This window comes from Kineococcus sp. TRM81007 (assembly GCF_022669155.1).
Classification (GTDB): Bacteria; Actinomycetota; Actinomycetes; order Actinomycetales; family Kineococcaceae; genus Kineococcus.
In genome coordinates this window covers 46,847-69,157 of sequence record NZ_JALBVB010000043.1, presented here as the reverse complement: position 1 = coordinate 69,157, position 22,311 = coordinate 46,847, and the positions used below count along the sequence as shown (strand labels likewise).

The following is a 22,311-nucleotide window of genomic DNA, read 5'->3' as shown; positions in this document are numbered from 1 at the left end:
TACTCCCGCCCGCGCGGCGGCGACCCGGGCACCGCGTCGCCGCCGGGCGCACGACCCCCGCTCACACGACGGAGTCCAGGCCCGCCTCCTTCGCGCGGGCCACGAGCTTCTTGACCTCCTGGGCGCGGGCTCGCGTGGTGACCAGCAGGGCGTCGGGGGTGTCGACCACGACGATGTCGTCGACGCCCAGCAGGGCCACGACGCGCCCGTTGGCGGGCACCACCAGGCCGCCGGCGACCTGCTCGGTGAGCACCAGGTCCGCGTCGCCCAGCACGCGCGGCTCGTCGACCTCGGCGGGCAGCAGCTCCGCCAGCGAGGAGAAGTCGCCGACGTCGTCCCAGCCGAAGGTGGCGGGGACGACGGCCACGCGCCCGGCCTCGGCGGCCGGCTCGGCCACCGCGTGGTCGATGGCGATGGACTGCAGGGCCGGCCACTGCTCGGCCAGCACCGCGTCGCGGCGGGGGCCGTCCCAGGCGTCGGCGATGCGCTGCAGGCCGGCGTGCAGGGCGGGGACGTTCTCCGCCAGCAGCTCCAGGAGCACGTCGGCGCGGGCGACGAACATGCCGCCGTTCCAGCGGTAGTCGCCGGTGGAGAGGTACGCGGAGGCGGTGCGCGCGTCCGGCTTCTCCTTGAACTGCAGGACGCGGCGGGCGTTGGGCGCGCCCTGCAGGCGCAGCCGCTTGCCCAGGCGGATGTACCCGAACCCGGTGGCCGGGTGCGAGGGCGCGATGCCGATGGTGACCACGAAGCCGCGGCGGGCGGTGACGACGGCCTCCTCGACGGAGGACTCGAAGTCGTCGCGGCCGGAGATGTTGTGGTCGGCGGCGAAGGAGCCGAGCACGGCGTCGGGGTCGCGGCGCACCAGGACGGCGGCGGCCAGCCCGATCGCGGCGGCGGAGTCGCGCTGGCACGGCTCGCGCAGGATGTTCTCCGCCGGCAGCTCCGGCAGCTGGGCGGCGACGGCGTCGGCGTGCGCGCGCCCGGTCACCACCCACGTCCGCTCCGCCTGCGTCAACGGCAGCAGGCGGTCCCACGTGGACTGCAGCAGGGTGCGGCCGCGGCCGGTGAGGTCCAGCAGGAACTTGGGGCGGTGGCTGCGCGAGAGCGGCCACAGCCGCGTGCCGGCGCCACCGGCGGGTACGACCGCGTGGAAGTCGGACAGGTCGATCTGCGCGTCCTCGAGGTCGTCCGCCGACCACGTCGGCGCCCCTGCGGGCACCGGTGCCGCCGCCCCCCCGGGCGCCGCGGCGTCCCCCGCCGTCGTCGCGCCCCCCGCCGTCGTCGCGCCCTCGCCGGTCCCGTCCCGCTCCTGCACGCCTGGCCCCTCCCCCTCGTCCGGATCGACGGGACGAACCTACCGGCGCACCGGGCGCCGGGGGCGTGGTCCCGCTCGGCGGGGCCGCCGCAGGGGGGTAGGGTGAGGTGAGCCTCACCTGCTCGGACCAGAGGTCCTGCACCCCGTGAGTCCTTCGTCACAAAACCTCCGCACCGGCCTCCGCAGCGCGATCGGTCACCGCCGCGCGCCTACGATGGATCCCGGACGCCGCCACCCGTGCGCCGGAGCCCGGGAGGAGCCGGCGTCGGACGAAATCGAGGAGGACGCCGGTGGCCACGAGCCTCACCCCGCCGTCGCAGGGGAAGAAGAGCGGGCTCAAGCCCGCGGGCACGCTGTACCGCGGACGCGAGGGCATGTGGTCCTGGGTGATGCACCGCATCTCCGGCGTCCTGATCTTCTTCTTCCTGTTCGTGCACGTCCTGGACACCGCCACGGTGCGGGTGTCCCCGGAGGTGTACGACGCGGTGATCAACCAGTACAAGAACCCCGTCATGGGCCTCGGCGAGGCCGGCCTGGTGGGCGCCGTGGTGTTCCACGCCCTCAACGGCGTGCGGATCATCCTGGTCGACTTCTGGCACAAGGGCACCCAGCACCAGCGCAAGCTCTTCTGGGGCGTCGTCGTCGTGTGGTTCGCGCTGATGGTGCCCTTCCTCGTCCGCCACCTGACCAACGTCTTCACCCACTGAGGCGGCCCCGATGAGCGCACCCGAGCAGACCCCCGGCGGCAGCTACGCGCCCGCCCTGGAGACCCCCCGCTCCCCGTACAAGCGCAGCCGCTCCACGCGCCCGAACTGGGAGCTGCACGGCTGGCTGTTCATGCGGATGTCCGGCCTGGCGCTGATCGTCCTCGTCTTCGGCCACCTGTTCATCAACCTCGTCCAGGGCGAGGGCATCCACCAGGTCGACTGGGGCTTCGTGGCCGGCAAGTGGTCCAGCCCGTTCTGGCAGACGTGGGACCTGCTGATGCTGTGGTTGGCGCAGCTGCACGGCACCAACGGCGTGCGCACGGTCATCAACGACTACGCCGAGCGCGACGCGACGCGCTTCTGGCTGAAGATGGCGCTGTACCTGGCCACGGTGATCGTCCTGGTCGTCGGCACCCTCGTCATCTTCACCTTCGACCCCTGCGCGGACCCCACGCGGAACTTCGACTTCTGCTCGGCCGCCTGAGCGGCACCCACCGAGCACTCAGGGAGGCAGTTGTGCAGACGCACCAGTTCGACGTGGTCATCGTCGGCGCCGGCGGCGCGGGCATGCGCGCCGCGCTCGAGTCGGGCCAGCGGGCCCGCACGGCCGTGCTCACCAAGCTCTACCCGACGCGGTCGCACACCGGTGCGGCCCAGGGCGGCATGTGCGCCGCGCTGGCGAACGTCGAGGAGGACAACTGGGAGTGGCACACCTTCGACACCGTCAAGGGCGGCGACTACCTCGTCGACCAGGACGCGGCCGAGGTGATGTGCAAGGAGGCCATCGACGCGGTCCTGGACCTCGAGAAGATGGGCCTGCCGTTCAACCGCACGCCCGAGGGCCGCATCGACCAGCGCCGCTTCGGCGGGCACACCCGCGACCACGGCAAGGCGCCCGTGCGGCGTTCCTGCTTCGCCGCGGACCGCACCGGCCACATGATCCTGCAGACCCTCTACCAGCAGTGCGTCAAGCACGAGGTGGAGTTCTTCAACGAGTTCTACGTGCTCGACCTGCTGATGGTGCCGGCCGGCGAGGCCCGCACCGGCGACGAGATCGAGGGCGCCGTCGGGCAGCCCGCCGCGGAGACCCCGCCGTCCATCGGCGTGCCCGGCGACAAGCGCGTCGCGGGCGTCGTGGCGTACGAGCTCGCCACGGGTGAGATCCACGTCTTCCAGGCCAAGTCGGTCGTCCTCGCCACCGGCGGGGCGGGCAAGGTCTTCAAGACGACGTCCAACGCCCACACCCTCACGGGCGACGGCATGGGCATCGCCTACCGGCGCGGCATCCCGCTGGAGGACATGGAGTTCTTCCAGTTCCACCCGACCGGCCTGGCGGGCCTGGGGATCCTGCTGTCCGAGGCCGCCCGCGGCGAGGGCGGCATCCTGCGCAACGCCGACGGCGAGCGGTTCATGGAGCGCTACGCCCCCACCATCAAGGACCTCGCGCCGCGCGACATCGTCGCCCGCTCGATGGCCAACGAGGTGCGCGAGGGCCGCGGCGCCGGGCCGAACAAGGACTACGTCCTGCTCGACCTGACCCACCTGGAGCCGGCGCACATCGACGCCAAGCTCCCGGACATCACCGAGTTCGCCCGCACCTACCTCGGCGTCGAGCCCTACACCGAGCCGGTGCCGGTGTACCCGACCGCGCACTACGCGATGGGCGGCGTGCCGACCAACGTCGAGTCCGAGGTGCTCTCCGACAACACCCACGTCGTCCCGGGCCTGTACGCCGCGGGCGAGGTGGCGTGCGTGTCGGTGCACGGTTCCAACCGCCTGGGCACCAACTCCCTGCTGGACATCAACGTCTTCGGCCGCCGCGCCGGCATCGCCGCCGCGGAGTACGCGACGAAGGCCCAGTGGGTCGCGCTGCCCGCGCAGCCGGAGGCGGCCGTGGTGGCGCAGCTCACCGAGCTGCGCGACCGCCCCGCCGGCGACGAGCGAGTCGCCGCGATCCGCGCGGAGCTGCAGGAGACGATGGACGCCAACGCCCAGGTGTTCCGCACCGAGGCCACCCTCAAGCAGGCCCTCACCGACATCGAGCGGCTGCGGGAGCGCTACGCGCGCGCCGCGGTCCAGGACAAGGGCAAGCGCTACAACCTGGACCTGCTCGAGGCCCTGGAGCTCGGGTTCCTCCTGGACCTCGCCGAGGTGATGTGCCTCGGCGCCCTGGAGCGCAAGGAGTCCCGCGGCGGTCACTTCCGCGAGGACTACCCCAACCGCGACGACGTCAACTTCATGCGGCACACGATGGTGTACCGCGAGGCCGGCGCCGACGGTCAGCACACGATGCGCCTGGACTTCAAGCCCGTCGTCCAGACGCGCTACCAGCCGATGGAGCGCAAGTACTGATGTCCAGCCCCGAGACCACCCCGCGCGAGACCAGCGGCACGGCCGGTTCCGCCAAGTCCGCCCAGGCCGCCTCCGAGCACGACGGCGGTGCGCAGCCCCGCGAGGGCGGCAACATCGGCGGCACGGGCGAGGTGCCCAGCTTCGAGGTGACGCTGAAGATCCGCCGCTACGACCCGGAGCGCGACTCCGAGCCGCGGTGGGAGGAGCACCGCCTCACCATGTACGGCACGGACCGCGTGCTGGACGCGCTGCACAAGGTGAAGTGGGAGGTGGACGGTTCCCTGACCTTCCGCCGCTCGTGCGCGCACGGCGTGTGCGGCTCGGACGCCATGCGCATCAACGGCGTGAACCGGCTCGCGTGCAAGGTGCTGCTGAAGGACCTGAACCTCGACAAGCCCATCACCGTCGAGCCCATCAAGGGCCTGCCGGTGGAGAAGGACCTGCTCGTGGACATGGAGCCGTTCTTCGCCTCCTACCGCGAGATCATGCCGTTCCTCATCACCAAGGGCGCCGAGCCGACCCGCGAGCGGATCCAGTCGCAGGTGGACCGCGAGCGCTTCGACGACACCACCAAGTGCATCCTGTGCGCCGCGTGCACCTCCAGCTGCCCGGTGTTCTGGACCGACGGGCAGTACTTCGGCCCGGCGGCCATCGTCAACGCGCACCGGTTCATCTTCGACAGCCGCGACGCCGGTTCCGACCTGCGCCTGGAGATCCTCAACGACAAGGAGGGCGTGTGGCGCTGCCGCACGACCTTCAACTGCTCGGAGGCGTGCCCGCGCGGCATCCAGGTCACCAAGGCGATCGCTGAGGTCAAGCAGGCGATCATCGCCCGCAAGTTCTGAGGCCGGCGCCACCCGGCGCCGCGGCCCGGGGGCCCGTCCCGCTCGTGCAGCGGGGCGGGCCTTCGCGCGTTCGCGCTCCAGGGGTCAGGATGGGGGCCGTGCGCCACCAGGACCGCTACCTGCAGATCAGCCGTGTCCTGTACCGGCACGGGCTCGGCTACTTCGTGCACGCCCTCGGCCTGGAGCGCTGGGTGCGCCCCGAGCGCGTCGCGGCCGCCCGCGCCCCGAGCGGTGAGCCGCACAGCGTCGCCGTGCACGTGCGGCTGGTGCTGGAGGAGCTGGGCCCCACGGCGGTGAAGCTCGGGCAGATCCTGTCCACCCGCCCGGACCTGCTGAGCCCCGCCTTCCAGCAGGAGCTGGAGAAGCTGCAGGACCGCGCCTCGCCCGTGCCGCTGGAGGTGGTGCGGGCCGCGGTGCGCGAGGAGCTGGGCGCCGACCCCGAGAAGGTCTTCCTGCGCTTCGACCCCGTCCCGCTGGCCAGCGCCTCCATCGGGCAGGCCCACACGGCCACGCTCGCCGACGGCAGCGAGGTCGTCGTCAAGGTGCGCCGGCCCGGCGTGGTGGAGGAGGTGGAGGCGGACCTGGAGATCCTGCGGGCCCTGGCGGCGCGCGCGGCGCAGCGCTGGTCCGCGGCCGCCGACTACGACCTGGTGGGCCTGACGACCGACTTCGCCGACACCCTGCGCGCGGAGCTGGACTACCTGCAGGAGGCGCAGAACGCCGAGCGCTTCGCCCGCAACTTCCGCGGGGACCCCGACATCCACGTCCCGGAGGTGCACTGGGACACCACCACCTCGCGCGTCATCACCCTCGAACGCCTGCGGGGCACGAAGATCAGCGACCTGCGGGCCCTGGACGAGGCGGGCGTCGACCGCAGCGCGCTGGCGGCGCGGGCCACCCGGCTGATGGCCGACATGGTCTTCGAGCACGGCTTCTTCCACGCCGACCCGCACCCGGGGAACTTCCTCATCGAACCCAGCGGCCGCATCGGCCTGCTCGACTACGGCATGGTCGGGGAGGTCGACGAGCGCACCCGCCGGCACCTGGCGGCGCTGCTGGCGGCCTTCGAGCGGCGTGACCCCGCGCGCATCGCGGCGGCCTTCGCCGACATCGGCATCACCAAGCAGCGCGTGGACCGGGGCCGGCTCACCGCGGACGCCGCGTACCTGCTCAGCCGCTACGAGGGCCTGCCGCTGGGGAAGGTCCGCATCGGCGACATCGTGCGCGACGTGCTGGAGATCCTGCGCCGGCACCACCTGGCGCTGCCGCGCAACCTCGCGCTGGTCGTGAAGATGATCGTGATGACGGAGGGCCTGGGCTCCACGCTGGACCCCGACTTCCAGATCGGCAGCGTCCTGAGCCCGTACGCGCGCCGGCTGGTGCTGGGGCACGTGGACCCGGTGGCCATCGCGCGGCGGCTGCGCCAGGCGGGCCTGGACGCGGCGGCGCTGGGCGTGGAGCTGCCCGGCCAGCTCGGGCGGCTGCTGGACGTGCTGGACCGCGACGGGGTGTCGGTCTCGGTGCGCACCGACGACCTGGACCCGCTGGTGGCGCGCGTGGAGCGCATCGGCAACCGGCTCGTGGTGGCGATGGTGACGGCCGCGGGCATCGAGGCGCTGGCGCTGCTGGCCTCCGCGGACCCGGACCGGCTGAAGCCGCACGAGACGAAGGTGGCCGCCCTGGGCGCAGCGGCGGTCGGCTCGCTGACGGCGTACCTGGGGTGGACGGCGCGCGGGCGGCGGCGCCGGCGCTGACCGGCGGCGCACCGCGGTGGCACCCCGGGACGGCGCCCCGGGGTGGCCGTGGGGCACCGCCCTCCTGCACGATCGGGCCGTGACCTCCCCCGGCAGCACCGTCCTGTCCGGCGTGGGCGTCCGCTTCGGCGAGCGGGAGGTGCTGCGCGGGGTGGACCTGGACGTCGGCCCCGGCGAGCTGCTGGCGGTCGTCGGCCCCTCGGGCGCGGGCAAGTCCACGCTGCTGCAGGTGCTCGCGGGCCTGCGCGCACCCGACACCGGCACCGTGCGGCGCCCGGACGACGGCCCGGCCGGCCCGGGCCGCACCGCGCTGGTCGCCCAGCAGGCCCACCTGCTGCCCTGGCGCACGGTCGCCGGCAACGTGGCGCTGGGGCTGGAGTACCGCCGCAACGGCGGGCGCTGGCCGGCCCGGAGCCCCGGCGCCGGCGAGCGGGTGGCACGGGTGCTGGGGGAACTGGGCATCGCCGACCTCGCCGCGCGCCGGCCGGGGCAGCTGTCCGGGGGCCAGGCGCAGCGCGTCGCGCTCGCCCGCGCCGTGGTCACCGGCCCCTCGCTGCTGCTGCTGGACGAGCCGTTCGGCGCCCTGGACCCGCTGACCCGCTCCGAGCTGCAGGACTGGCTGGGCGCGGTGCGCTCGCGGCTGGGCACCGCCGTCGTGCTGGTGACGCACGACCTGGACGAGGCGCTGCTGCTCGGCGACCGGGTGGCGCTGCTCAGCGGCCGCCCGGGGCCCCTGGCGGTCGTGGCGAGCCCCGTGCGCGAGCGGGGCGACCTGGCCGACGGCAGCGCCCGGCGGGTGCTGCTCGAGCGCTTCCCCGGCGGCCGGGACGTGCCGGACCCCACCGGTGGCGCCCCGGCGGGGGCGAGCGCCGTCGCGGCCCCCGGGCAGCGCGCGGCGGGCCGCCGGCAGCTGCTGCGCGCCGGGGCGGCCACGGCGCTGCTCGCCGCGCCGTTCGCGGCCGGGCTGGCGAGCGGTGCACCCGGCCGGGCGGTGGCCGCGGGCACCGCCGCCGTCCCCGGCGGGCCGCTGCGCACCGGGTACCTGCCGATCACCGACGCCGCTCCCCTGCTCGTCGCCCACGCCGACGGCGAGCTGGCCGCCCAGGGCCTCACGGCCCCGCGGCCGGTGATGTTCCGCTCCTGGCCGGACCTGGCGGAGGCCCTCCAGGCGGGCGCCGTCGACGTGGTGCACATGCTCATGCCCCTGGCGGTGCAGCTGCGCCACGCCGCCGGGGTGCCGGTGCGCGTGCTGATGTGGAACCACGTCAACGGCTCGGCGCTGACGGTCGCCCCGGACGTCGGCGACGTCGCGGACCTGGCCGGGCGCACCGTCGCGGTGCCGTTCTGGTGGTCGGTCCACAACGTCGTCGTGCAGCAGGTCCTGCGGGCCGCGGGCCTGCGCCCGGTGCTGCGGGGCGAGCCGTCCGCGGCGGAGGGCACCGTGAAGCTGGTGCTCATGGCCCCCTCGGACATGCCGCCGGCGCTGGCCGCGGGCGAGGTCGCGGGGTTCACCGTCGCCGAGCCGTTCAACGCGGCGGCGGAGGTGCAGGGCGTGGGGCGGGTGCTGCGCTTCACCGGGGACGTCTGGAAGGACCACGCCTGCTGCGTGACGGTGGTGCACCAGCGGTTGCTGGACGAGCGGCCCGAGGCCGCGGACGCCGCGGTGCGCGGCCTGGTCGCGGCCCAGCGCAGCCTGCGCGCCGACGGTCCGCGCGGTGCGCGGCTGCTGTCGGAGGGCGGCTACCTGCCGCAACCGCTGCCCGCGCTGCTGCGCACCTTCGCCGGTGAACCGGGCGAGGAGCACCTGCGCACGGGGGCGGTGCAGCACCCGCAGTGGCACCAGCAGCGCATCGGCTTCCAGCCGTACCCGCACCCCTCGTACACCGCCGAGCTGGTGCGGGCGATGGGGACCACGGACGTGGTCGGCGACACGGCGTGGCTGGCCGGGCTGGACCCCGCGGCCGTGCACGCCGACCTGGTCGACGACGGGCCGGTGCTGCGGGCGCTCGGCGGGACCGCCGGGCTGGCGGCCTTCGGCACGTCCCCGCAGCGCACGGAGGTGGTCGCGCCGTGAGCGCCGTGAGCGCCGTGGTCCGCTGGTGGCCGCGGGCCGCGGCGCTGGCCGCCACGGTCGGCGCGTGGTGGCTGGTGTGCGACGTGCTCGCCGCCGGCGACCCCGTGCTCTCGCGGACGGGGCCGTGGTCGACGGCCACCGCGCTGGTGGAGCTGCTGGGGCGGCGCTCCACCGCGCTGGACGTCGCGGCGAGCCTGCGCCGGCTGCTGCTGGGCCTGGCGGTCGCGGGTGCGGCGGGCGTGCTGCTCGGCCTGCTGCTGGGTTCGCGGCGCCGCCTGGAGCACGCGACGGCACCGGTGGTGGCGGTCCTGCGGATGACCTCCCCGCTGGCGTGGGCGCCGCTGGCGGTGGTGCTCCTCGGGGTCGGCGACGCACCCGTCACGGCCCTCGTCGCCGTCGCGGCGCTGTGGCCGGTGGCCCTGGGCACCGCCCACGCCGTGCGCACGGTGGACCCCGCGCTGCTCGCGGTGGCGCGCTCCCTGGGCGCCTCCCGCGTCGAGGCCCTGGGCACGGTGGTGCTGCCGGCGCTGCGCCCGCACGTGCTGAGCTCGCTGCGCCTGGCCCTGGGGATCGGGTGGGTGGTGCTGGTGCCCGCGGAGATGCTGGGCGTCGACTCCGGCCTGGGGTACGCGGTGCTCAACGCGCGCGACCAGCTCGACTACCCGCGCCTGGCCGCCACGATCGTGCTCATCGGCGCGGTCGGCTTCCTCCTGGACCGGCTGCTGAACGTGCCGGCCGCCCCGGGCGCCGACCTGCCCGGGGCGGCCGCGGCGGCGGGGCGGGTGGGGGCGGGCGAGCGCGGCTGAGCACGAGCGCGCCCGGTGACGAGCCGCCGGGTCAGGCGAACGGCGCGAGCTGCGCGCCGGCCTCCTCCAGCGCCGCCCGCACCCGCCGGGCGATGCCGACCGCGCCCGGGGTGTCGCCGTGCACGCAGATCGACGCCGCAGCCACCTCCACGTCGCTGCCGTCGACTGCCGTCACGCGCCCCTCGCTGGCCAGGCGCGCGCAGCGGCGGGCGATCTCGTCGGCGTCGTGCAGGACGGCGCCGGGCTCGGTGCGGGGAACGAGGGTGCCGGCGGGCGTGTAGGCGCGGTCGGCGAACGCCTCGGCGACGGTGCGCAGCCCGGCACGCCCGGCCAGGTCCAGGAACCGCGAACCGGGCAGGCCCAGCACGGCCATCGCGGGGTCGTACCGGTGCACGGCCTCGACGACGGCGGCGGCCTGCGCCTCGTGGTGCACGACCGCGTTGTAGAGGGCGCCGTGGGGTTTGAGGTACGCGACGCGGGTGCCGGCGACGCGGGCGAGGGCCTCCAGCGCACCGATCTGGTACAGCACGTCGTCCGTCAGCTCCGCGGGGGCGACGTCGACGAACCGGCGCCCGAAACCCGCCAGGTCCCGGTACCCCACCTGGGCCCCGACGGCCACGCCGCGCGCGGCCGCCAGCTCGCAGGCGCGCCGCAGCACCGTGGGGTCGCCGGCGTGGAACCCGCACGCGACGTTCGCGCTGGTGACCACCTCCAGCAGCGCCTCGTCGTCGCCGAGGGTCCAGCGCCCGAAGCTCTCACCGACGTCGGCGTTCAGGTCCACGGACGGGTCCCTTCAGGACGCGGAGAGGGAGCGGGGAACGTGCTGCAGCGGGTCCGGCGCCACGTGCGGCCTGCGGCGGTGCCCGACGTGCCAGCCCATCTGCCACAGGAAGTGGCCCAGGCTGCCCCGGTCCCGCACGGCCGCGAGCTTGCGCAGCATCGTCGCCGTCCCGGACCCGCCCCCCGGCCCGGCCGGCGGCACGTCCGCCGGGTCCGGTCGGACGTCGCGGTACCGCTGCTCCAGCCACGCCTCGGCGGCGCCGTAGTCGAAACCCTGCCGGTACAGGTTCTGGAACGTGGCGCGCAACCGCACGTGCACCACGGCGTCGGGGGCGAACGCCAGCGGGTGGCCGGCGAGCTGCAGCCGCCAGCTGAGGTCGGTGTCCTCCAGGTGCAGCGCGCCGGGGTCGAAGCCGCCGACGGACAGGAACGCGGAGCGGTGCACCCCCATGTTCCCCGCGCCGGCGTGCGGCAGGTGCGGAGGGAACGGCGAGTTCTGCAGACCGTCCTGCTGCTGCAGGCTGCGCGCGGCGACGGTCCACGGGTCGTTCAGCTCGTCCATGCCGAACCGGCCGGCCACGAAGGGGTTCTCCGCCAGGGCGCGCGCCATGGCGTCCAGCCAGCCGGGCGCGACGACGTCGTCCGCGTCGCAGAACACCAGCCACTCGCCCTGCGCCAGCTGCGCACCGACGTTTCGCGCGGCGCCGGCGCCCCGGCGCGCACCGGCGTCGACCCACCGCAGCCGCGGCAGGCGGCCGGCCCAGGCCTCCACCAGCCCACGGGTGCCGTCCGTCGATCCGTTGTCGCAGACCAGCACCTCCCAGCTGAGGCGGGACTCCTGGCGGGCGAGCGCGGCGAGCTGCTCGACGAGGGTGTGCGCCGCCTGGTACGTCGCGATGACGACGGAGACCCGCACGGGCACGGCGTCCTGGCCCGCGCTCACCGGGACCGCCGCCGGGAGGACGTCTCGGCCCACACCGCGCGCACGGCGGGGCGGTCGGCGAGCAGCTGCCCGACGGTCGCGTAGTCCCAGGGTTCCGCGGCGCCCCCCGCGCTCAGCAGGTCCAGCGCGTGCGACAGCGCCTCGGCGCGGGAGAACCGCGGCACCTCGGTGGGGTCGCCGACGTCCGGGTCGCCGCGGGTGTCGTGCAGGAGGATCACCGCGCCGGGGCGGAAGGGCCGGACGATGCGGCCCGCCACGGCCGGCACCTCGTCGTGGACCCAGTCCTGCGCCCACCCGGACCACAGGACGAGTTCCAGGCCGAGGGCGCGGAAACCCACGGCCTGCGGCAGCGTCTGCGCCCCGTAGGGCGGCCGGAAGAACCGCACGGGCCGGCCGGTGACCTGCTCGAGGCGGTCCTTGCCCTCGCGGACGCGGGCGACCGCCGCGCGGGTGCCCAGGGCGCTCAGGCGGGTGTGGTCGATGCCGTGCAGCTCCACCTCGTGCCCCTCGTCGAGGGCGCGGCGCACGATGCCGGGGTGGGCCTCGGCGTGCTCGACCAGCACGAAGAACGTGGCGCGGATCGAGCGGCGGGCGAGCACGTCCAGCAGCGCCGGGGTCTGCTCCGGGTCGGGACCGTCGTCGTAGGTGAGGGCGACGACCCGCTCGTCGGTGTCCGCGCACAGGACCGTCGAGGCGCCCCGCAGCGCTCGGTTCACCGGGCGCGCCCACGCCGGCTGGGTGAACCTGCCGCGCCCCGGCCTGTCGAAGTCGGCCGCGCGGCGGCGGACCAGGACGTCCGGTCCAGGTCCGAGGGACGTGCGGGACGGACTGCCCGCCGTCGGCGCGGGCGTTGCGGTGCTGACCATGTTCGAGCCCTTCACTGCGCGGGCCCTGCGGCCCGGCGCTCCCCCCCCCGGCACCGGGACGGACCGGTGCGCCCAGCCCCCCGACTGCGGCGGGACGATGCTAGGGCAGCCGGGTGCCCCGGCGAACGGTGGATCGGCGCGCCGGGTGCCGTCGCGCGGGGGGATTCCACCCCACCGGGGCGATGCTGTGACGTTCGGTGATGAACCTCCTCCGGTCCGTCGCGGTTCACGGTCGCGGCGGCCACCGGTCCCCGTTCGGGCGAACGGCACCCACCACCTCGCCGGGCACTTACCATCGACCGTTCGTCCGTCGTCGCGCGTCCCGGCACGTGCCCGCACCCGAGGTCGGTCAGTGGTCAGAACCATCAGCAGGTTGCGCGAACCGGCGGTGCGCCGGGTCTTCTGGAACATCGGCGACCAGGGCGTCTCGAGCCTGAGCAACTTCCTGCTGCAGTTCGTCGTGGCGCGCGCCGTGGCCCCGGACGACTTCGGCGCCTTCGCGCTCGCGTTCGCCGTCTACACCGTCGTCGTGGGCCTCGGCCGCGCCGTGTCGACGGCACCGATGTCCATCCGGTTCGCCGACGCCGACCGGCCCGGTTTCGAGCGCGCCGCGCGAGCGGCCACCGGAACGGCGCTCGTGGTGGGCGTCGCCGTCGGCCTGGTGCTGCTGGTGGCGGGCCGGGTGCTCGCCGCGGTCGCCGACGCGCCCGGCAGCGCCCTGGCCCTGACCGCCACCGGCGTCACGGCCCTCGCGGTGGTGCTGCCGGGCCTGCTGCTGCAGGACGCGTGGCGCCAGGTGCTCCTGGCCCGCCGGCGACCCGCGGCCTCCACCGCGCTCAGCGTCGCGTGGACGGCGGCGCAGGCGGCGGCGGTGGTGGCGCTGCTGCTGCGGGGGGCGTCCTCGGCGACGCCGTTCACCCTGGCCTGGGGCGCGTCGGCGCTGCTGGCCTCCCTGCTCGGAGTCCGCCTGCTGGGCCGGTGGCCGCGGCCCGCCGCGGCGCCGGGCTGGGTGCGCGAGCAGTGGAGCCTGGTGCGCTACGTGCTCCCGGAGTTCCTCGTGCTGCAGGGCGGCAACCAGCTGTCGGTGTTCGTGGTCTCCCTCGTCACCGCGAGCACCCTGGCCGCGGGGTCGCTGCGGGGCGCCAACCTCCTGATGTCACCCGTCATGATCCTGTCCACGAGCATGCTCGGTTTCGTGGTGCCCGAGCTGGTCAAGCGCAAGCGCGGGATGTCCGCCGGTGCCTGGCGCTCGGCGGCCGCCGGCGTCTCCGGCGCCGTGAGCGCCGCCGGCGTGCTGTGGGGCGTGCTGTTCCTGCTCGGGCCCGACGCGGTGGGCCGTTTCCTGCTGGACGGCACGTGGGCGGGGACCCGGGAGGTGCTGCTGCCCGTCGTCGTGGCGCAGGCGGGTTCCGCCGCCTCGGTCGGTTTCGCCAGCGTCCTCTACGCCATGGACCGCGCTCCGGTGACGCTGCGCATCCACGTCGCGTACGCCCTGCTGCTGGTGGCGTTCACCACCGCGGGGGCGTTCTGGGGCGGTGCGGTCGGCACCGCGTGGGGCAGTGCCGCCGCCTTCTGGGCCGTGGTGCCGTGGTGGTTCCTGGCGGTGCGCGGCGAGTCGGTGCGCGCGGTCGAGCGCGCCCGCGCGGAGGAGGTGCAGCGGCCGGAACCGGCACCGGTGTGAGCGGCACCGGCGTGAGCGGCACCGGTGTGAGCGGCACCGTGCGCCGGCGCGGCGGGAGCGCCGGGCGCTGCCTACAGTGCTCGGGGTGAGCGCCGCGCGCCTGCTGCCCGCCGGGGACCGTGCCTGGCTGCTGGAACCCGCCGATCCCGCGCGCCTGGCCGCCTTCGCGCGCGAGCTGGAGCGGGACGCGCCCGCCGGGGTGGAGGACGTCCTTCCGGCGGCCCGCACCGCCCTGGTGACCCTGCGCCCCGGCGCGGACCGCGACGAGGTGGCCCGGGAGGTGCTGCGGCGGTGGGAGGCGCTGCCGCAGCGCGCCGCGGCCGACCAGACCGGGGACGGGGACGTCGTGACGGTCCCGGTGCGCTACGACGGCGAGGACCTCGACGAGGTGGCCGGTCTGCTGGGCGTCAGCCCCGGTGAGGTCGTCGCCCGGCACACCGGCGCGACGTGGACGTGCGCGTTCGTCGGCTTCGCCCCCGGGTTCGGTTACCTGCGCAGCCCCGGCGCGCGCCTGGCCGTCCCGCGCCGCGCGCATCCCCGCACGGCCGTGCCGGCCGGGGCGGTCGCGCTCGCCGACGGCTTCAGCGCCGTCTACCCGCGCCGCTCCCCCGGCGGCTGGCGCCTGATCGGCACCACCGCGCTGACGCTGTGGGACGCGTCGGCGGACCCGCCGGCGCTGCTGCGGCCCGGCACCCGGGTGCGGTTCGCGCAGGTGGCCGGGTGAGCGGCGCGGCGGCGCGGGGGGCGCGGGCCGGACGGGTGGAGGTGGACGCGGTGGAGGTGGACGCGGTGGAGGTGGACGCGGTGGAGGTGGACGCGGTGGAGGTGGTGGCGCCGGGGCCGCTGACCACCGTGCAGGACCTCGGCCGCCCCGGCGCGTTCCGCTGGGGCGTGGGCGTGGCCGGCGCCGCCGACCGGCGCTCCCTCACCCTCGCGAACCGCCTCGTCGGCAACCCGCCGGACCACGCCGCCCTCGAGGTGCTCCTGGGTGGCCTGGTGCTGCGCGCGCGCACCGACCTCGTGCTGGCGGTCACCGGCGCCGCCACGCCGGTGGACGTGGACGGGGCACCGGCGGGGTGGTGCAGCGTGCTGGTGCTGCCCGCCGGGAGCACGCTGCGGCTGGGGACGGCCACGACCGGCCTGCGCGCGTACGTCGCGGTGCGCGGGGGCGTGGCGGTGCCGCCCGTGCTGGGCTCGCGCAGCCGCGACACCCTCGCCGGTCTCGGTCCCGAACCCCTCGCCGCGGGTGACGTGCTGCCGGTGGGGCCCGCACCGGCGCAGCTCCCCCGGCTGCGCACCGCCCCGGTCGCCGCCCCCACCGCCGGCGCGGTGGACCTGCGCGTGCGGCTCGGGCCGCGCGCGGACCGCTTCACCGACCCCGGCGCGCTGTTCACCGGCGCCTGGACGGTGACCGCGCAGTGCGACCGGGTCGGGGCGCGCCTGACCCGGCCCGCCGGGCAGCCGCCGCTGGAGCGGTCGACGACGGCGGAACTGCCGCCCGAGGGTGTCGTGCTCGGTGCCCTGCAGGTGCCCCCCAGCGGTGAGCCGGTGCTGTTCGGCCCGGACCACCCGGTCACCGGCGGGTACCCGGTGGTGGGCGTGGTGCGGGACGCGGACGCCGACCTGGCCGCGCAGGTGCGCCCGGGTCAGTCGCTGCGCTTCCACCCGGTGGTGGGAGCGTGAACGGCGACCTGCGCGGTGGCGGTGAGGCCGTCGCGGTCCTCGCCGCGCTGTTCGACCCCGGTTCCTTCACGCCGCTCAGCGACCCCGCGGCCGGCGGGCCGGACGGCGTGCTCACCGGGCACGGCACCGTGGCCGGGCGCGGGGTGTGCGCGATCGCGCAGGCGCCCGGTGCCGTCCCGGCGCCGGCGGCGGTGGACGCGGAGGTGCGAGCGCGGGCGCTGGCCGCCCGCACCGGCCGGCCCCTGGTGACGGTGCACGACGCCACCGGGGCGGGGACGGCGCGGGGCTTCGGCGAGCTGGTGCGCGGGGCGGTGGCGCTGTCCGGGGTGGTGCCGCAGGTGGCGGTCGTCACCGGCGCGGCCGACGCCGGGCGCGCCCTGCTGCTGCCGCTGGCCGACGTGGTCGTCGCCACCGCGGGGGCGCGCTCGGCGCTGGCGGACCCGGCCGCCGCGGCCGTCGTCACCGGCCGGGAGCGGGACGCGGCCGGGCTGGGCGGCGCGGAGCTGCACGCGAGCGCGACGGGCCGCGCGGCGCACGTCGCCGCCGACGGCGCCGCGGCGGGGGCGTTCGTGCGGGAGCTGCTCGGCCACCTGCCGAGCAGCAACCTCGCCACGCCCCCGCGCCTGCCGGTCGAGCCCGTGGCCGACGAGCAGCCCGACGAGGACCTGGAGGACCTGCTGCCGGCGGACCCGGCCGCGCCGTACGACGTGCGCGACGTCCTGGCGCGCCTGGCCGACGACGAGGACGCGCCGCTGGAGCTGCACGCGCGGTACGCCGCCGGTGCCGTCACGGGGTTCACCCGCCTGGACGGGCGCAGCCTGGGTGTCGTCGCCACCGACCCGGCCGTGGCCGGCGGGGCCCTCGACGCGGCGGCCGCGGCGAAGGCCGCCCGGTTCGTGCGGTTCTGCGACGCGTTCGGGGTGCCGGTGCTCACGCTGGTGGACACCGCCGGGTTCCTCCCCGCCGGGGAGGACGACCCCGGTTCCCCCACGGCGGCCGCCGCGCAGCTGCTGTACGCGTACGCCGAGGCGTCGGTGCCGCTGCTCACCGTCGTCACCGGTCGCGCGCACGGGGTGGCGCCGTTCGTGCTGGGCTCGCGGCACGTCGGCGCGGACGTGGTGCTGGCGTGGCCCCGGGCTCGCCTGAGCCCGCGGGACGCGGTGGCCGAGGTGGCGGACGAGGTGGCGGACGAGGTGGCCGGCGGCCGGCCGGGGCCGGGCACCGGGGAGTGGGCGCGGCTGGTGGCGCGGCGGGAAGAGCTCGCGCCCCCCGCCGCGGCCGTGGTCGTCGGGGACGTGGACGCGGTGGTGGAGCCGGGCCGCACGCGCGCCCACCTGGCGCGGTGGCTGGAGGCGCTGGAGCGCAAGGCGGTGACCCCGCCGGCCCGCCGGCACGGGAACCTGCCGCTGTGAGCGGCGCCGGCGACTGGGTGGTGCGGGGGAACCCCACCGAGGAGGAACTGGCGGCCGTCGTGGTCGCCGTCCTCGCCGCGGTCGCGCGGCGGGCTCCGGGGGGACCGGCCCCGACGTGGGAGGACCGCTGGGGCGCACCGGCGTCGCTGCTGCGCCGGCCGCTGCCACCGGGCACGCCACCGGGTCCGCCGTCCGGCTGAGGCCCCCGCCGCCCCGCTCCGGAGGGCGGGGCGGCGGGGGCCGGGGTCAGCGCAGCGTCAGCGCGGGATCACCCCGTGCGGGTCGATGACGAACTTCTGCGGCGCACCGGCGTCGAACTTCTGGTACGCGTCCGGCGCCTCGTCGAGGGAGATGGGGGTGGCGCCCACGGCCTTCGCGATCTGCACCTTGTCGTGCAGGATCGCCATCATCAGGCCGCGGTGGTACTTCATCACCGGGCACTGGCCGGTGGTGAAGGACAGCGACTTCGCCCACCCGGTGCCCAGGTCCAGCGACAGCGAGCCCTTCCTCGCCGCCTCGTCGATCCCGCCGGGGTCGCCGGTGACGTACAGGCCCGGGATGCCCAGCGCGCCGCCGGCGGTGGTGATCTGCATGAGGGAGTTCAGGACCGTGGCGGGGGCCTCCTTCGCCGCTCCCTCACCGTGCCCGCGCGCCTCGAACCCGACGGCGTCCACACCGCAGTCCACCTCGGGGACGCCGAGGATCTGCTCGATCTGGTCCTTCGGGTCGCCCTGGGAGACGTCGACCGTCTCGCAGCCGTTCTCCCGCGCACGGGCCAGCCGGTCGGGGTTGAGGTCGCCGACGATGACGACCGCGGCCCCCAGCAGTTGCGCACCGACCGCGGCGGCGAGCCCCACCGGCCCGGCCCCGGCCACGTACACCGTGGAGCCGACGCCGACGCCGGCGGTGACGCACCCGTGGAAGCCCGTGGGGAAGATGTCCGACAGCATCGTCAGGTCGAGGATCTTCTCCATCGCCCGGTCCTTGTCGGGGAACCTCAGGCAGTTGAAGTCCGCGTACGGCACGAGGACGTACTCGGCCTGCCCGCCGACCCAGCCGCCCATGTCGACGTAGCCGTAAGCGGAGCCGGGCCGGTCGGGGTTGACGTTGAGGCAGAGGCCGGTCTTGCGCTCCTTGCAGTTCCGGCAGCGCCCGCAGGCGATGTTGAACGGCACGGAGACGAGGTCGCCGACCTGGAGGAACTCCACGTCCCGGCCCTTCTCGACCACCTCACCGGTGATCTCGTGGCCGAGGACGAGGTTCGGCGGGGCGGTGGTGCGCCCGCGCACCATGTGCTGGTCGGAACCGCAGATGTTCGTGGCGACGAGCTTGAGGATGACGCCGTGGTCGACGCGCCGGCCGACGTTGTCGGGGTGGACGCCCGGCCCGTCGCGCAGCTCGAAGGTCGGGTAGTCGATGTCCTGCACCTCCACCTTGCCCGGCTCGAGGTAGGCGATGGCTCGGTTTCCGGTGCTGGACGCGGTGGTCGTCACGGAGGCTGCTCCTCTCACGGAGGCACCGACCTCGGCGTCGGCGCCCGGGGCCCCATCCCACCTCCCCCGGGCGCCGTCCGCAAGGGCGGGGCCTCAGTCCGCCGCGGGCACCGCGTTGCGCTCGACCACCGAGGCGTACCAGAGGGCGCTGTCCTTCAGGGTTCGCTGCTGCGTGGCGTAGTCGACGTGGACGATGCCGAAGCGCTTCGAGAAGCCGTACCCCCACTCGAAGTTGTCCAGGAAGGACCACAGGTAGTACCCGGTGACGGGGGCGCCGGCCTCCACCGCGTCCAGCACGGCAGCCAGGTGGTCGCGCAGGTAACGGGTGCGCTCCAGGTCGTGCACCCGGCCGGCGACGACGACGTCGCGGTAGGCCGCGCCGTTCTCGGTGACCATCAACTCCAGGCCCGGGTGCTCGCGGTGGATGCGCAGCAGCAGCTCCGTCATGCCGCGCGCGTCCACGCTCCAGCCCATGTCGGTCTTGTCCCCGGGCTGCTCGGGGAACTCGACGAGGTGGTGCGAGCCGACCCACGGGCTGTGCGCGCTGGCCCCGTGACCGTCGGCCTCGGCGCGCGGGCCGGTCCCGTCCCAGGCGCGCACCACGGTGGGGCTGTAGTAGTTCACGCCGAGGACGTCCAGCGGTTGGTGGATCAGCTCCAGGTCGCCGTCGCGCACGAAGGACCAGTCGGTGACCTCCGCGGTGTCGGCCAGCACGTCGGCCGGGTAGCCGCCACCCAGCACCGGGTCGAGGAACACCCTGTTCTGCAGGCCGTCGACGCGGCGGACCGCGTCTCGGTCGGCGTCGGTGGTGCCGTCGGTGCGCACCCAGGCGAGGTTCAGGGTCAGGGCCACGCGGGCGTCCAGCGCGGCGCGGCGCACGGCGGCGGCGGCGAGGCCGTGGGCCAGGTTGAGGTGGTGCACGGCGGCCAGCGCGGACGCCGGCTCGGTGCGCCCCGGGGCGTGCACCCCGGAGGCGTACCCCAGGTACGCCGAGCACCACGGCTCGTTGAGGGTGATGAAGGTGCGCACCCGGTCGCCCAGGGCGCCGGCGACGACCTCGGCGTACTCGGCGAAGCGCTCGGCGGTGGCCCGCGACGTCCAGCCGCCGGCGTCCTCCAGGGCCTGCGGCAGGTCCCAGTGGTACAGGGTCACGGCCGGTTCGATGCCCGCGGCGATCAGCTCGTCGACGAGGGTGGAGTAGAACGCCAGGCCGGCCTCGTTCACCGGCCCGAGGGCGTCCGCGGTGACCTGCGGGGTGATGCGGGGCCAGGCGACGGAGAAGCGGTAGGACGCCAGGCCCAGCCGCTCCATGGTGGCGATGTCCTCGCGGAAGCGGTGGTAGTGGTCGTCGGCGACGTCGCCGGTGTCGCCGCCGACCACCTTGCCGGGGGTGTGGCTGAACGTGTCCCAGATGGAGGGCGTGCGGCCGTCCTCGGTGGCGGCACCCTCGATCTGGTAGGAGGCGGTGGCGGTACCCCAGACGAAACCTGGCGGGAAGGCGCGCTCGGCGCCCTGCCCGGGGGCGGGTGCCTGGCCGGGGACGGCGGTGGCGCCGGTGGCTGCGGTGGGGCGTTCCTCTGTGGTGGTCATGCGGGTCGGGGCCGACGCCGGGGCGCGCGGCACCGCCTCCTCTCCGTGGGTGCGGGGTGGGGTGGGGGTGGGGGTGGGGCTGTGCGGGCGCGTCAGCCCTTGACGGCGCCGGCCATGATGCCGCTGACGATCTGCTTGCCGAGCAGCACGAACACCACGATGACGGGCAGGGTGCCCACGAGGGTGCCGGCCATGATGATCGAGGTGTCGGGCACGTAGCCGCTGCCGAGGTTGTTCAGCGCGACCTGCACGGTGGGCATCGAGGAGTTCAGCGCGATGACGGGCCAGAAGAAGTCGTTCCAGGCCGTCATGAAGGTGAGCATCCCCAGCACCGCCATGCCGGGGCGGGCGATGGGCAGCACGATCGCCACGACGGTGCGCGTGGCGGAGGCGCCGTCCATCTTGGCGGCCTCCAGCAGCTCGTCGGGCAGCGTCTGCACGAGGTACTGCCGCATGAAGAACACGCCGAACGCGGTCACGAGCGAGGGCAGGATGACCGACTCCAGCCGGCCGGCGAGGTTCCAGTCCGACATGATCTTGTACAGCGGCACGACACCCAGCGTGGGCGGGATCATCAGGGTGCCGATGGTCACGGCGAACAGCGCGTTCTTGCCCCTGAAGCGCAGCTTGGCGAAGGCGAAGCCGGCCAGCGTGCAGAACAGCAGGGTGCCGACGGTCGTGGCGCCGGAGACGATCAGCGAGTTGACGATGGCCAGGCCGATGGCCTGCTGCTCCAGGGCCGTGCTGATGTTCTGCCACAGGTACGGCCCCGGCAGGAACGGCGGCGGCGACTGCGTCATCTCCGCCATCGGCCGGCTCGCCGCGACGATCATGTAGTAGAACGGCACGAGGAAGACGAACGCCGTGACGGCCAGGAGCACGTAGGTGAGCCAGCCGGCGGCGTCGGGCGCCCGGTAGCGCCTGCGGCGCGTGGAGGACGGGGTGGGGGCCGCCAGCGCGGCCTCGCGGACACCGGTCGTCACGGTCATCGCCGGGCTCCTTCGCGATCGCGGTCGCGCCAGCGGGCCAGCGCGGTGTTGACGAGGACCAGGACGATGATGAGCAGGAACGTCACCCACGCGATGGTGGCGGCCCGGCCGAGCGACCCGTAGGCCCAGCCCTGCTGGTACATGTACAGGCCCAGCGTCTGGTACTGGTTCAGCGCACCGCCGTCGACACCGCCGAACAGCAGCGGCTCGCCGAACAGCTGGGTGGCGCCGATGGTGGACACCACGACGGTGAAGAGGATCGTCGGCCGCAGCCCGGGGAGGGTCACGTGGACGAACTGCTGCCAGCGGTTGGCGCCGTCCAGGGCCGCGGCCTCGTACAGGTCCTGGGGGATGGACTGCATGCCGGCCAGGTAGATGAGGGCGTTGTAGCCCGTCCAGCGCCAGATGACGATGATCGAGATGGCGATCTGCGCGCTGAGGTCGCCGTTGCGCCAGTCCAGGGCGTCCACGCCCACCAGGGAGAGCATCCAGTTCGCCAGCCCGGCGTCCCGGCCGAAGATCTGGGCGAAGACCAGCGTGGAGGCCGCCACGGAGGTGGCGTACGGCATCATCATCGACACCCGGAAGAAGTTCCGGGCGCGCATGCGGTAGTTCAGCAGGTGCGCCAGGCCCAGGGCCAGCAGCAGCTGCGGCACGGTCGAGAGCACACCGAGGGTGAACGTGTTCCACAGCGCGTTGTAGAAGTCGTCGCTCGTGAAGAGCCAGGTGTAGTTCTCCCAGCCGGTGAACTCCGGCTCACCACCGAGCTCGTACGAGTGGAAGCTGATCCACATCGTGTAGACGAGCGGGAACAGGCCGAAGGCGAAGAACAGCAGGAAGAACGGGGCGATGTAGGCGTACGGCGCGGCCGCGGACTCGAAGCGGAAGAGCTTGGAGCGCAGCGGGACGCGCTGCGCCGGGCTCTTCGGTCCGGGTCCGGCCGGCGCCGGTGGGGCGGTCGCGCTGGGTGCGCTCACGACGTCTCCTCGCGGGGTGGGGTCGGGTCGGCTGGGGCGGGGCG

General features: G+C 75.2%; 20 protein-coding genes. 12 read left to right on the top strand and 8 right to left on the bottom strand.

Annotated features, from left to right (window positions below; translation table 11 throughout):
• Positions 1-61: 61 nt before the first annotated feature.
• On the bottom strand, positions 62-1,168 hold the full coding sequence (locus MN205_RS07205) for a mannose-1-phosphate guanylyltransferase (RefSeq protein WP_374115877.1): 1,107 nt from the start codon (positions 1,166-1,168) through the stop codon (positions 62-64).
• Positions 1,169-1,605: 437 nt separating this feature from the next.
• Here MN205_RS07205 and sdhC point away from each other — a divergent pair, with 437 nt between their 5' ends.
• From sdhC to MN205_RS07170, 7 genes are all read left to right on the top strand, one after another.
• Entirely contained in the window at positions 1,606-2,022 is a 417-nt protein-coding gene (gene sdhC, locus MN205_RS07200) for a succinate dehydrogenase, cytochrome b556 subunit (RefSeq protein WP_242125746.1), read from the top strand.
• Between the two features lie 10 nt (positions 2,023-2,032).
• Positions 2,033-2,506, top strand: coding sequence for a succinate dehydrogenase hydrophobic membrane anchor subunit (locus MN205_RS07195; RefSeq protein ID WP_242125744.1), 474 nt, complete (start codon positions 2,033-2,035; stop codon positions 2,504-2,506).
• Positions 2,507-2,538: 32 nt separating this feature from the next.
• Positions 2,539-4,374 (top strand): FAD-binding protein, encoded by a 1,836-nt coding sequence (locus tag MN205_RS07190; RefSeq protein ID WP_242125742.1) that lies wholly within the window; start codon positions 2,539-2,541, stop codon positions 4,372-4,374.
• Positions 4,374-5,219, top strand: a complete 846-nt coding sequence (locus MN205_RS07185) for a succinate dehydrogenase iron-sulfur subunit (protein ID WP_242125739.1) — start codon at positions 4,374-4,376, stop codon at positions 5,217-5,219. The genes MN205_RS07190 and MN205_RS07185 overlap by 1 nt, the downstream gene beginning before the upstream one ends.
• Before the next feature lie 89 nt (positions 5,220-5,308).
• Positions 5,309-6,973: an AarF/ABC1/UbiB kinase family protein gene (locus MN205_RS07180; RefSeq protein WP_242125736.1), complete on the top strand. Its 1,665-nt coding sequence runs from the start codon at positions 5,309-5,311 to the stop codon at positions 6,971-6,973.
• A gap of 79 nt (positions 6,974-7,052) precedes the next feature.
• Complete coding sequence (locus tag MN205_RS07175) at positions 7,053-9,047, top strand: ABC transporter substrate-binding protein (protein WP_242125734.1); 1,995 nt, start codon at positions 7,053-7,055, stop codon at positions 9,045-9,047.
• The gene (locus tag MN205_RS07170) at positions 9,044-9,853 is read left to right on the top strand and encodes an ABC transporter permease (protein WP_242125732.1); all 810 of its coding nucleotides are present in this window, start codon (positions 9,044-9,046) and stop codon (positions 9,851-9,853) included. Before MN205_RS07175 ends, MN205_RS07170 begins: the two co-directional genes overlap by 4 nt.
• 31 nt (positions 9,854-9,884) lie before the next feature.
• Here MN205_RS07170 and MN205_RS07165 read toward each other — a convergent pair whose 3' ends face one another.
• From MN205_RS07165 to MN205_RS07155, 3 genes are read right to left on the bottom strand one after another with little or no spacing between them, the layout of a single operon-like run.
• Complete coding sequence (locus MN205_RS07165; RefSeq protein WP_242125730.1) at positions 9,885-10,634, bottom strand: LamB/YcsF family protein; 750 nt, start codon at positions 10,632-10,634, stop codon at positions 9,885-9,887.
• A gap of 12 nt (positions 10,635-10,646) precedes the next feature.
• Complete coding sequence (locus MN205_RS07160; RefSeq protein WP_242125728.1) at positions 10,647-11,576, bottom strand: glycosyltransferase family 2 protein; 930 nt, start codon at positions 11,574-11,576, stop codon at positions 10,647-10,649.
• Entirely contained in the window at positions 11,573-12,442 is an 870-nt protein-coding gene (locus MN205_RS07155; protein ID WP_242125726.1) for a polysaccharide deacetylase family protein, read from the bottom strand. Before MN205_RS07155 ends, MN205_RS07160 begins: the two co-directional genes overlap by 4 nt.
• 352 nt (positions 12,443-12,794) lie before the next feature.
• Between MN205_RS07155 and MN205_RS07150 the strand changes: the two genes are divergently transcribed.
• From MN205_RS07150 to MN205_RS07130, 5 genes are all read left to right on the top strand, one after another.
• Entirely contained in the window at positions 12,795-14,123 is a 1,329-nt protein-coding gene (locus tag MN205_RS07150) for a hypothetical protein (protein WP_242125724.1), read from the top strand.
• An 85-nt stretch (positions 14,124-14,208) separates the two neighbouring features.
• Positions 14,209-14,847: an allophanate hydrolase subunit 1 gene (locus MN205_RS07145; protein WP_242125722.1), complete on the top strand. Its 639-nt coding sequence runs from the start codon at positions 14,209-14,211 to the stop codon at positions 14,845-14,847.
• Positions 14,848-14,933: 86 nt separating this feature from the next.
• Positions 14,934-15,806, top strand: coding sequence for a biotin-dependent carboxyltransferase family protein (locus tag MN205_RS07140; protein ID WP_374115876.1), 873 nt, complete (start codon positions 14,934-14,936; stop codon positions 15,804-15,806).
• Positions 15,803-17,218, top strand: coding sequence for a carboxyl transferase domain-containing protein (locus MN205_RS07135; RefSeq protein WP_242125718.1), 1,416 nt, complete (start codon positions 15,803-15,805; stop codon positions 17,216-17,218). Before MN205_RS07140 ends, MN205_RS07135 begins: the two co-directional genes overlap by 4 nt.
• Positions 17,215-17,418, top strand: a complete 204-nt coding sequence (locus MN205_RS07130; protein WP_242125716.1) for an acyl-CoA carboxylase epsilon subunit — start codon at positions 17,215-17,217, stop codon at positions 17,416-17,418. The genes MN205_RS07135 and MN205_RS07130 overlap by 4 nt, the downstream gene beginning before the upstream one ends.
• 57 nt (positions 17,419-17,475) lie before the next feature.
• Here the strand turns inward: MN205_RS07130 and fdhA are convergent, their stop codons facing one another.
• The 4 genes from fdhA to MN205_RS07110 all read right to left on the bottom strand — a co-directional run bounded on the left by fdhA (position 17,476) and on the right by MN205_RS07110 (position 22,267).
• Positions 17,476-18,711 (bottom strand): formaldehyde dehydrogenase, glutathione-independent, encoded by a 1,236-nt coding sequence (gene fdhA / locus MN205_RS07125; RefSeq protein WP_242125714.1) that lies wholly within the window; start codon positions 18,709-18,711, stop codon positions 17,476-17,478.
• Between the two features lie 93 nt (positions 18,712-18,804).
• Positions 18,805-20,301: a GH1 family beta-glucosidase gene (locus MN205_RS07120; protein WP_242125713.1), complete on the bottom strand. Its 1,497-nt coding sequence runs from the start codon at positions 20,299-20,301 to the stop codon at positions 18,805-18,807.
• Between the two features lie 92 nt (positions 20,302-20,393).
• On the bottom strand, positions 20,394-21,290 hold the full coding sequence (locus MN205_RS07115; protein WP_242125711.1) for a carbohydrate ABC transporter permease: 897 nt from the start codon (positions 21,288-21,290) through the stop codon (positions 20,394-20,396).
• Positions 21,287-22,267 carry a carbohydrate ABC transporter permease gene (locus MN205_RS07110; protein WP_242125709.1) on the bottom strand — a complete coding sequence of 327 codons (981 nt, stop codon included), beginning with the start codon at positions 22,265-22,267 and terminating at the stop codon, positions 21,287-21,289. Before MN205_RS07110 ends, MN205_RS07115 begins: the two co-directional genes overlap by 4 nt.
• Positions 22,268-22,311: the final 44 nt, after the last annotated feature.

Coding starts and splice junctions, on each gene's coding strand:
- MN205_RS07195 (WP_242125744.1), top strand. CDS start 2,033: ATGAGCGCACCCGAGCAGACCCCCGGCGGCAGCTACGCGCCCGCCCTG.
- MN205_RS07185 (WP_242125739.1), top strand. CDS start 4,374: ATGTCCAGCCCCGAGACCACCCCGCGCGAGACCAGCGGCACGGCCGGT.
- MN205_RS07180 (WP_242125736.1), top strand. CDS start 5,309: ATGGGGGCCGTGCGCCACCAGGACCGCTACCTGCAGATCAGCCGTGTC.
- MN205_RS07155 (WP_242125726.1), bottom strand. CDS start 12,442: ATGGTCAGCACCGCAACGCCCGCGCCGACGGCGGGCAGTCCGTCCCGC.
- MN205_RS07120 (WP_242125713.1), bottom strand. CDS start 20,301: ATGACCACCACAGAGGAACGCCCCACCGCAGCCACCGGCGCCACCGCC.
- MN205_RS07115 (WP_242125711.1), bottom strand. CDS start 21,290: ATGACCGTGACGACCGGTGTCCGCGAGGCCGCGCTGGCGGCCCCCACC.